Below are 9,748 nucleotides of genomic sequence, written 5' to 3' on the forward strand. Positions count from 1 at the left end.
AAATCGGCTACCGGCGTCAAGGATGAGGACTACATCGCTCACCTGCTGGTCGCCAACAGTCACACCACGCTGCTGCTGTTCTCCAGCAAGGGCAAGGTGTACTGGCTGAAAACCTACGAAATCCCGGAAGCGTCGCGTGCCGCCCGTGGTCGTCCGCTGGTCAACCTGCTGCCGCTGGACAGTGATGAATACATCACCACCATGCTGCCGGTCGAGGAATACACCGAAGGTCACTTCATCTTCATGGCGACCGCCAAAGGCACCGTGAAGAAGACCCCGCTGGAATCCTTCAGCCGTCAACGCAGCGTGGGCCTGATCGCCCTGGAGCTGGACGAAGGCGACGTACTGATCTCCGCCGCCATCACCGATGGCGAGCGTGAAGTCATGCTGTTCTCCGACGGTGGCAAGGTGACGCGTTTCAAGGAATCCGACGTTCGTGCCATGGGCCGTACCGCCCGCGGTGTGCGCGGCATGCGCCTGCCGGAAGGGCAGAAGCTGATTTCGATGCTGATCCCGGAAGAAGGCAGCCAGATCCTTACCGCTTCCGAGCGCGGTTATGGCAAGCGTACGGCCATCAGCGAGTTCCCGGAGTACAAGCGTGGCGGCCAGGGCGTGATCGCCATGGTCAGCAACGACCGCAACGGCCGTCTGGTCGGCGCGGTCCAGGTGCTCGACGGCGAGGAAATCATGCTGATTTCCGACCAGGGCACCCTGGTGCGTACCCGTGTGGCTGAAGTGTCGAGCCTGGGCCGTAACACCCAGGGCGTGACCTTGATCAAGCTGGCCAAGGACGAAAAACTGGTCGGCCTGGAGCGTGTCCAGGAGCCGTCGGAAGTCGAAGGCGAAGAGCTGGAAGGCGAGGAATTTGAAGGCGAGGTGATCGCAGCAGGCGATGACAACGTCGACGAGCCAACCCTCGATGCTGCCGCAGACGAAGAAGAACCGCAGGAATAAGCGGACACACAGGGGGCGGATGAAGATTCGCCCCCTTGTTGTTTGTCCCTTATGAAAGTATTGAAACACCCGTTTATTGCACCACCCCACCAGATCAGAGTGAGATTGGATGTGAGCAAGAGAGCCTATAACTTCTGTGCCGGTCCCGCGGCGCTTCCTGAAGCAGTCCTGCAGCGTGCGCAGGGTGAACTCCTCGACTGGCATGGAAAAGGCCTCTCCGTGATGGAAATGAGCCATCGCAGCGATGAGTTCGTGTCCATTGCCACCAAAGCCGAGCAGGATCTGCGCGACTTGCTGGGCATCCCCTCCCACTACAAAGTGCTGTTCCTGCAGGGCGGCGCGAGCCAGCAGTTCGCCCAGATCCCGCTGAACCTGCTGCCGGAAGACGGCACTGCCGACTACATCGACACCGGTATCTGGGGTCAGAAAGCCATTGAAGAGGCCTCCCGCTACGGTCACGTCAATGTGGCGGGCACCGCCAAGCCTTACGATTACTTTGCCATTCCCGGCCAGAACGAGTGGAAGCTGTCGAAGGACGCCGCCTACGTGCATTACGTAGCGAACGAAACCATCGGCGGCCTGGAATTCGACTGGGTACCGGAAGTCGGCGACGTTCCGCTGGTGTGCGACATGTCTTCTGACATCCTTTCGCGCCCGATCGATGTGTCCAAGTACGGCATGATCTACGCGGGTGCGCAGAAGAACATCGGCCCGAGCGGCATCCTGGTCAACATCATCCGCGAAGACCTGCTGGGGCGTGCCCGTTCGCTGTGCCCGACCATGCTCAACTACAAGGTCGCGGCTGATAACGGCTCGATGTACAACACCCCGCCGGCGTTCGCCTGGTACCTGTCCGGCCTAGTCTTCGAGTGGCTGAAAGAGCAGGGCGGCGTCGCCGCCATGGGCAAGCTCAACGAAGAGAAGAAGCGCACCCTGTACGACTTCATCGACGCCAGCGGCCTGTACAGCAACCCGATCAACCTGACCGACCGCTCGTGGATGAACGTGCCGTTCCGCCTGGCTGACGATCGCCTGGACAAGCCATTCCTGGCCGGTGCCGACGAACGCGGCCTGCTGAACCTCAAGGGTCACCGTTCGGTCGGTGGCATGCGCGCCTCCATCTACAACGCTGTCGACATCAACGCCATCAAGGCGCTGATTGCCTACATGGCAGAGTTCGAAAAGGAACACGGCTAATGTCTGAGCAAGAACTCAAGGCCCTGCGCGTACGCATTGATAGCCTGGACGAGAAAGTCCTGGAACTGATCAGTGAGCGCGCGCGGTGCGCCCAGGAAGTGGCACGCGTGAAGATGGCGTCCCTGGCGGAAGGTGAAGTGCCGGTGTTCTACCGGCCTGAGCGTGAAGCCCAGGTGCTCAAGCGCGTTATGGAACGCAACAAGGGTCCGTTGGGCAACGAGGAAATGGCGCGGTTGTTCCGTGAAATCATGTCCTCGTGCCTGGCGCTGGAGCAGCCGCTGAAAGTGGCTTATCTGGGCCCTGAGGGCACCTTCACCCAAGCGGCGGCCATGAAGCACTTCGGTCACGCAGTGATCAGCAAGCCCATGGCGGCGATCGACGAGGTGTTCCGTGAAGTGGCAGCCGGCGCGGTAAATTTTGGCGTGGTGCCGGTGGAAAACTCCACCGAAGGCGCGGTCAACCACACGCTGGACAGCTTCCTCGAGCACGACATGGTGATCTGCGGCGAAGTCGAGTTGCGTATCCACCACCACCTGTTGGTGGGCGAGAACACCAAGACCGACAGCATCAGCCGTATCTATTCCCACGCCCAGTCCCTGGCTCAGTGCCGCAAGTGGCTGGATGCGCATTACCCGAATGTCGAGCGCGTGGCGGTCTCCAGCAACGCCGAAGCGGCCAAGCGGGTCAAGGGTGAGTGGAACTCGGCGGCCATCGCCGGTGATATGGCGGCGGGCCTGTACGGCCTGACGCGCCTGGCCGAAAAAATCGAGGACCGCCCGGACAACTCCACGCGCTTCCTGATGATCGGCAGCCAGGAAGTGCCGCCGACCGGCGACGACAAGACTTCGATCATCGTCTCCATGAGCAACAAGCCCGGCGCGCTGCATGAACTGCTGGTGCCGTTCCACGACAACGGGATTGACCTGACGCGCATCGAGACTCGTCCTTCGCGCAGCGGTAAATGGACTTACGTGTTCTTTATCGACTTCATCGGCCATCACCGCGACCCACTGGTCAAAGGCGTGCTCGAGAAAATCAGTCAGGAAGCCGTCGCACTCAAGGTGCTGGGCTCTTACCCGAAAGCGGTTCTGTGAGGCGTTAACATGAGTGGCAACTTCCTCGCCCTGGCTCAGCCGGGCGTGCAACAACTGTCGCCTTACGTTCCGGGCAAGCCTGTGGACGAGCTGGCGCGTGAGTTGAACCTGGATCCGTCCAAAATCGTCAAGTTGGCGAGCAACGAGAACCCGCTGGGCCCTAGCCCTAAAGTGCTGGCGGCGATCCGTGAAGAGTTGGCTGAGCTGACCCGCTATCCCGATGGCAACGGCTTTGCGCTCAAGTCCCTGCTGGCGGAGAAGTGCCGGGTCGAGCTGAACCAAGTGACCCTGGGTAACGGCTCCAATGACATTCTTGAGCTGGTCGGTCGTGCCTACCTGGCGCCGGGCCTGAACGCGGTGTTCAGTGAACATGCGTTCGCGGTCTATCCGATCGTGACCCAGGCGGTCGGCGCTGACGCGCGCATTATTCCTGCGAAGGAATGGGGTCATGACCTGCCGGCCATGCTGGCGGCCATCGACGCACAGACCCGCGTGGTGTTTATCGCCAACCCGAACAACCCGACAGGCACCTGGTTCGACGCTCAGGCGCTGAACGACTTCCTGCAAGACGTGCCTGAGCACGTGCTGGTGGTGCTGGACGAGGCGTACATCGAATACGCCGAAGGCAGCGACCTGCCGGACGGCCTGGATTTCCTGGCTGCCTACCCGAACCTGCTGGTCTCGCGCACCTTCTCCAAGGCTTACGGCCTGGCGTCGCTGCGGGTCGGCTACGGTTTGTCCAGCGCGGTCGTCGCTGACGTGCTGAGTCGCGTGCGCCAGCCGTTCAACGTCAACAGCCTCGCCCTGGCGGCGGCCTGTGCGGCGGTGAAGGATGCCGAGTACCTGGAAGAAGGCCGCCGCATCAACGAAAGCGGCATGTTGCAGTTGCAGCAAGGCTTCCGTGAGCTGGGCCTGGGCTGGATTCCATCCAAGGGCAACTTCATCTGCGTCGACCTCGGCCAAGTGGCTGCCCCGGTCTTCCAGGGCCTGCTGCGCGAAGGCGTGATCGTGCGTCCGGTGGCCAACTACGGCATGCCGAACCACCTGCGCATCACCATCGGTTTGCCGGCTGAAAACAGCCGCTTCCTGGAGGCGTTGGCCAAGGTTCTGGCTCGTGGTTGATGTCACTGCATTGCAACCTGCTGTGCCTATGATCGGTCGCCTGGTGGTGGTCGGTCTGGGGTTGATCGGCGGCTCTTTCGCCAAAGGCCTGCGTGAAAGCGGGCTGTGCGGCGAAGTGGTCGGTGTGGACCTGGACCCGCAATCGCGCACGTTGGCGGTTGAGTTGGGGGTGGTGGATCGTTGTGAGGCGGACCTGGCGCTCGCGTGCCAGGGCGCTGACGTGATCCAGCTGGCCGTGCCGATCCTGGCCATGGAGAAGTTGCTGGCCGTGTTGGCGGGCATGGACCTGGGCCAGGCGATCCTGACGGACGTCGGCAGTGCCAAGGGCAATGTGGTGCGTGCGGCGCAACAGGCGTTTGGCGGCATGCCCGCGCGCTTCGTGCCGGGCCATCCGATTGCCGGTTCCGAGCAGAGCGGGGTGGAAGCGTCGAATGCGCAGCTGTTCCGTCGCCACAAAGTCATCCTGACGCCGCTTGCGCAAACCGACCCGGACGCGTTGGCGGTGGTGGATCGTCTGTGGCGTGAGCTGGGGGCGGATGTCGAGCACATGCAGGTCGAGCGTCACGACGAAGTGCTGGCGGCGACCAGTCATTTGCCGCATTTGCTCGCATTTGGCCTGGTGGACTCGCTGGCCAAGCGCAACGAAAACCTTGAGATTTTCCGTTACGCCGCCGGTGGCTTCCGCGACTTCACGCGGATTGCCGGCAGCGATCCGGTGATGTGGCACGACATCTTCCTCGCCAATCGCGAAGCGGTGTTGCGCACCCTGGACACCTTCCGCAGTGACCTCGACGCATTGCGCGACGCGGTCGATGCCGGAGATGGCCATCAATTATTGGGCGTGTTCACCCGTGCGCGGGTGGCGCGTGAGCATTTCAGCAAGATCCTGGCGCGCCGGGCCTACATGGAAACCGCAGTGAACACCGATGACCTGACCTTCCTCGCCAACCCGGGCGGCCGCTTGAGCGGACGCATTCGGGTGCCGGGTGACAAGTCGATCTCCCATCGGTCGATCATGCTGGGTTCGTTGGCCGAGGGGGTGACTGAGGTCGAAGGTTTCCTCGAAGGCGAGGACGCCTTGGCGACGTTGCAGGCGTTTCGTGACATGGGCGTGGTGATTGAAGGGCCGCACCATGGGCGCGTGACCATTCATGGCGTGGGGTTGCATGGCTTGAAGGCGGCACCGGGGCCGATCTACCTGGGTAACTCCGGTACGTCGATGCGCCTGCTGTCCGGTTTGCTGGCTGCGCAGCGCTTCGACAGTGTGCTGACCGGCGACGCGTCCCTGTCCAAGCGCCCGATGAATCGCGTGGCCAAGCCTCTGCGGGACATGGGCGCGGTGATCGAGACCGGGCCGGAAGGGCGTCCGCCGCTGGCTATTCGGGGGGGGCAGGCGTTGAAAGGCCTGACGTACGCCATGCCGATGGCCAGTGCCCAGGTCAAGTCTTGCCTGTTGCTGGCGGGGTTGTATGCCGAGGGCAAGACCGCCGTGACCGAACCGGCACCGACCCGTGACCATACCGAACGCATGTTGCGCGGTTTTGGTTACCCGGTGGCGGTGGAGGGCGCGACGGCTTCGCTGGAGTCTGGTCATGCCTTGATCGCCACCCATATAGAAGTGCCGGGGGATATTTCCTCCTCCGCATTTTTCCTGGTGGCGGCATCGATCGCCGAGGGTTCCGAGCTTTTGCTGGAGCACGTGGGGGTCAATCCGACGCGTACCGGGGTAATCGAGATTCTGCGGCTGATGGGGGCGGATATCACCCTGGAAAATCAGCGCGAAGTCGGCGGCGAGCCTGTGGCGGACTTGCGGGTGCGTGCGGCGTCATTGAAGGGGATCGAGATTCCCGAAGCGCTGGTGCCGTTGGCCATCGATGAGTTCCCGGTGCTGTTCGTCGCGGCAGCCTGTGCCGAAGGGCGGACCGTGTTGCGTGGGGCGCAAGAGCTGCGCGTGAAGGAGTCCGACCGTATTCAGGTCATGGCCGATGGTCTGCTGGCACTGGGGGTGAAGTGTGAACCGACCCCTGATGGGATTATCATTGACGGTGGCCTGATGGGCGGTGGTGACGTGCACGCCCATGGCGATCACCGGATTGCCATGGCGTTCAGCGTGGCTTCCCTACGGGCGGCGGCGCCGATTCGTATCCATGACTGCGCCAATGTTGCTACGTCTTTTCCGAACTTTCTTACACTGTGTGCCCAAGTCGGCATCCGTGTTGCCCAAGAGGCTCAATTGTGAATATCAAAGCACCGGTGATTACCATCGACGGGCCAAGCGGCTCGGGCAAAGGCACGATCGCCGGCATCCTGGCCAAGCGCCTGGGCTGGTGCCTGCTGGATTCCGGCGCGCTGTACCGCCTGCTGGCATTTGCCGCTCGCAACCATGGCGTCGATCTGACCAACGAAGAATCCCTGAAGCTGCTGGCGGCACACTTGGATGTGCAGTTCGTCGGCGCGACGGAAGGTCATCCCCAGCGCATCATCCTCGAAGGGGATGATGTGACGGATGACCTGCGTAACGAACAAGTCGGCTCCTGGGCTTCCCAGGTTGCCGCGCTGCCGGCCGTGCGTGATGCGTTGCTGCAGCGCCAGCGGGCGTTTCAGGAGCCGCCGGGCCTGGTGGCTGATGGCCGTGACATGGGAACCGTGGTGTTTCCCGAGGCGCCCTTGAAGATTTTCCTGACCGCCAGCGCCGAGGAGCGGGCTCGCCGCCGTTACTTGCAGTTGAAGGGCAAAGTCGATGGTGTTAGTCTGTCGAGTCTGCTAGATGAGATCCGTGCACGCGATGAGCGTGATACCCAGCGCGCAGTAGCCCCGCTTAAACCGGCGGCTGATGCCATACAGCTGGATTCCACGGAGTTGTCCATCGAGCAGGTGCTGGAACGCATCATGAGCGAGATCGCCATTCGCGATATCGCCGGGTGACCAAGAAGGCCGCAGGGGACCAGTCATAGTCCTGCGGTGGCTTCTTTTAACTGAAACTGACCCACGCCGTCTGGGGTGTGGAGATGGGCGTATTCTTCGCCCTTATCAACAGGAATTAAAATGAGCGAAAGCTTTGCGGAACTCTTTGAAGAAAGCCTAAAAACCCTGAACCTTCAGGCAGGCTCCATCATCACCGGTGTTATCGTTGATATCGATTACCAAGCTCGCTGGGTAACCGTTCACGCTGGTCTGAAGTCTGAAGCTCTGATCCCGCTGGAACAGTTCTACAACGATGCTGGTGATCTGACAATCAATGTCGGTGACGAAGTTCACGTTGCTCTGGACTCGGTTGAAGACGGTTTCGGTGAAACCAAGCTGTCCCGTGAAAAAGCCAAGCGCGCTGAATGCTGGATTGTTCTCGAAGCAGCCTTCGCAGCTGAAGAAGTGGTCAAGGGCGTTATCAACGGTAAGGTTAAAGGCGGCTTCACTGTCGACGTTAACGGCATCCGTGCGTTCCTGCCAGGTTCTTTGGTCGACGTTCGTCCAGTGCGCGACACCACGCACCTGGAAGGCAAAGAACTCGAATTCAAGGTCATCAAACTCGACCAGAAACGCAACAACGTTGTCGTTTCCCGTCGCAGCGTCCTGGAAGCAGAGAACTCCGCCGAGCGTGAAGCTCTGCTGGAATCCCTGCAGGAAGGCCAACAAGTCAAAGGTATCGTCAAAAACCTCACCGACTACGGCGCATTCGTCGATCTGGGTGGCGTGGATGGCCTGCTGCACATTACCGACATGGCTTGGAAGCGCATCAAGCATCCTTCCGAAATCGTCAACGTTGGCGACGAGATCGATGTCAAGGTTCTGAAATACGATCGCGAACGCAACCGTGTTTCCCTGGGCCTGAAGCAACTGGGTGAAGATCCATGGGTCGCTATCAAAGCCCGTTACCCAGAAAGCACTCGCGTCACCGCGCGTGTTACCAACCTGACTGACTACGGCTGCTTCGCAGAGCTGGAAGAAGGCGTTGAAGGCCTGGTACACGTTTCCGAAATGGACTGGACCAACAAAAACATCCACCCTTCGAAAGTCGTACAAGTCGGCGACGAAGTGGAAGTTATGGTTCTGGACATCGACGAAGAGCGTCGTCGTATCTCCCTCGGCATCAAGCAGTGCAAATCTAACCCATGGGAAGATTTCTCTGGCCAGTTCAACAAGGGCGATAAAATCTCCGGCACCATCAAGTCGATCACCGATTTCGGTATCTTCATTGGTCTGGACGGCGGCATCGACGGCCTGGTTCACCTGTCCGACATCTCCTGGAACGAAGTGGGCGAAGAAGCTGTTCGTCGTTTCAAGAAGGGCGACGAGCTGGACACCGTTATCCTGTCGGTTGACCCAGAGCGCGAGCGTATCTCCCTGGGTATCAAGCAACTGGAAAGCGACCCGTTCTCTGAATACGTTCAGGACAACGATAAAGGCGCGATCGTTAAAGGCATCGTGAAAGAAGTTGACGCTAAAGGCGCCATCATCACTCTGGCCGACGATATCGAAGCGACTCTGAAAGCCTCCGAAATCAGCCGTGACCGCGTTGAAGACGCACGTAACGTTCTGAAAGAAGGCCAGGAAGTAGAAGCCAAGATCATCAGCGTTGACCGCAAGAGCCGTGTAATCCAGCTCTCCATCAAGTCGAAAGACGATGCTGAAGAGAAAGAAGCCATCCAAAGCTTGAAAGACAAGCCTTCGGATAGCATCGCTGCTGGTCCTACCACTCTGGGCGACCTGTTGCGTGCACAAATGGAAAAACAGAACTAAGTTCTGTCAGACCATAGAAAAAGGGCGACTTCGGTCGCCCTTTTTTGTGCCTGAAATTTGTTGAATTAACGTCGAGAACCAAGGTGAGTAGATCAGTGTCAGAACTGACTATAGTCTTAGGAAAAAAGCGGTTCTCGTGATGTCGCTTCAGTAAGGAGTTGAATGAACAGGCTTATTGTAATACTCGCAGTGCTCATGCTCGCAGGCTGCTCTACCACCAGTGCCAAGACCCACGCTAAGCGCGGCGTCAGCGGCATCGAGATCGACTGCTCGGGGCTGGGCAACAAGTGGGACAAGTGCGAGAAGCGCGCCGCCCGTGAGTGCAAGATGCAGGGCTATAAGGTCATCACCAAGTCCAGTGACGCCACGGACGAGGAGGGCGACTACCTGTTCGGCTGGAACCCTGCTGGCGCGGTGACTCGCAAGATGCTCGTCATCTGCAATTGAGGCGGTTACGTGTTTCACGCAGGTGTTTATTTAGCCAACAGATAAGTTTATGCATGGGCTGTTCAAATTCATCAAGTCATGCTAAAACCTTCGAAGCGCTTTTCCTAGCTGCTTGAAAAAGAAGGGAAAAATATGACGAAGTCGGAGTTGATCGAACGAATTGTCACCCATCAAGGGCTGCTCTCATCCAAGGATGT

At 59.8% G+C, this 9,748-nt stretch carries 8 protein-coding genes and 1 pseudogene; all 9 read left to right on the forward strand.

The window, feature by feature from the left end:
- On the forward strand, positions 1–954 hold a 954-nt coding region (locus AC3ZU9_RS30710; protein WP_490091752.1), incomplete at its 5' end, for a DNA gyrase C-terminal beta-propeller domain-containing protein.
- A 111-nt stretch (positions 955–1,065) separates the two neighbouring features.
- Positions 1,066–2,151: a 3-phosphoserine/phosphohydroxythreonine transaminase gene (gene serC, locus AC3ZU9_RS30715; RefSeq protein WP_012722929.1), complete on the forward strand. Its 1,086-nt coding sequence runs from the start codon at positions 1,066–1,068 to the stop codon at positions 2,149–2,151.
- Positions 2,151–3,245, forward strand: a complete 1,095-nt coding sequence (gene pheA / locus AC3ZU9_RS30720) for a prephenate dehydratase (protein WP_003172650.1) — start codon at positions 2,151–2,153, stop codon at positions 3,243–3,245. Before serC ends, pheA begins: the two co-directional genes overlap by 1 nt.
- Positions 3,246–3,254: 9 nt before the next feature.
- Positions 3,255–4,367, forward strand: coding sequence for a histidinol-phosphate transaminase (gene hisC, locus AC3ZU9_RS30725; protein ID WP_490091753.1), 1,113 nt, complete (start codon positions 3,255–3,257; stop codon positions 4,365–4,367).
- A gap of 28 nt (positions 4,368–4,395) precedes the next feature.
- The gene (locus AC3ZU9_RS30730) at positions 4,396–6,606 is read left to right on the forward strand and encodes a bifunctional prephenate dehydrogenase/3-phosphoshikimate 1-carboxyvinyltransferase (RefSeq protein WP_490091754.1); all 2,211 of its coding nucleotides are present in this window, start codon (positions 4,396–4,398) and stop codon (positions 6,604–6,606) included.
- On the forward strand, positions 6,603–7,292 hold the full coding sequence (gene cmk / locus AC3ZU9_RS30735) for a (d)CMP kinase (RefSeq protein ID WP_012722932.1): 690 nt from the start codon (positions 6,603–6,605) through the stop codon (positions 7,290–7,292). The genes AC3ZU9_RS30730 and cmk overlap by 4 nt, the downstream gene beginning before the upstream one ends.
- Before the next feature lie 120 nt (positions 7,293–7,412).
- Positions 7,413–9,104, forward strand: a complete 1,692-nt coding sequence (gene rpsA, locus AC3ZU9_RS30740; protein ID WP_012722933.1) for a 30S ribosomal protein S1 — start codon at positions 7,413–7,415, stop codon at positions 9,102–9,104.
- Between the two features lie 162 nt (positions 9,105–9,266).
- Positions 9,267–9,551 (forward strand): hypothetical protein, encoded by a 285-nt coding sequence (locus tag AC3ZU9_RS30745; protein ID WP_012722934.1) that lies wholly within the window; start codon positions 9,267–9,269, stop codon positions 9,549–9,551.
- 132 nt (positions 9,552–9,683) lie between these two features.
- Positions 9,684–9,748, forward strand: a pseudogene (locus AC3ZU9_RS30750) (integration host factor subunit beta); the annotation flags it as partial.

The sequence above is a fragment of the Pseudomonas sp. A39 genome, from assembly GCF_058145955.1.